A 571-nucleotide genomic window follows, 5' to 3' on the forward strand; every position below is an offset into this window, starting at 1 on the left:
GCGTTAACGAGCGTGTTGTTTTCGCCGGAGCAGCAGGCCCGCGCCGCCTCGCTGCAGATCGTCGCCATCGGCGTGATGCTGTGCGTCATTCTTCTGGTCAGGCCGAACGGCCTGTTTGGCGACAGGCCGTGGCGGCCAAGATTCGGCAAGCGTGTCCGAGTGGCTACGGGTGAGAGCGGAACAGCGTCATGATCGAGGTTGCCGGGTCTTCCGGCGTTTCCCTCTGGCACGCCGTCAGCCGCAATCGCCGTGACCGGCCTACCCTCGAAGGCGCACTCGATGTCGACCTGGCGATTGTCGGCGGCGGGTTCTCAGGCCTTTCCACCGCGCTGCATACCGCCGAAAAAGGCATCTCGGTCGCCGTCCTCGAAGCGGAAATCATCGCCTGGGGCGCGACCGGCAGGAATGCCGGCTTCGTCGTGCCGAATTTCGCGAAAAGAGACCCCGACCATATCGCTGCCGAGCTCGGACCCGAACGCGGCGAACGCCTTGTCGAGTTCGCCACCGGCAGCGCCGACCTCGTCTTCGACCTGATCAGGCGGCACGGCATCGAATGCGACGCAGACCAGAG

At 65.1% G+C, this 571-nt stretch carries 1 protein-coding gene and 1 pseudogene; both read left to right on the forward strand.

Annotated elements, in window-relative coordinates; translation table 11 throughout:
• Positions 1-192 (forward strand): annotated as a pseudogene (locus EOA86_RS37630) (branched-chain amino acid ABC transporter permease); the annotation flags it as partial.
• The coding region (locus EOA86_RS37635) for an FAD-binding oxidoreductase (protein ID WP_164892455.1) at positions 189-571 on the forward strand (383 nt) is incomplete at its 3' end. The pseudogene EOA86_RS37630 and the gene EOA86_RS37635, both read left to right, overlap by 4 nt.

This window comes from Mesorhizobium sp. M5C.F.Ca.IN.020.32.2.1 (assembly GCF_004023105.1).
In the GTDB taxonomy this organism is placed as follows: Bacteria; Pseudomonadota; Alphaproteobacteria; order Rhizobiales; family Rhizobiaceae; genus Mesorhizobium; species Mesorhizobium wenxiniae.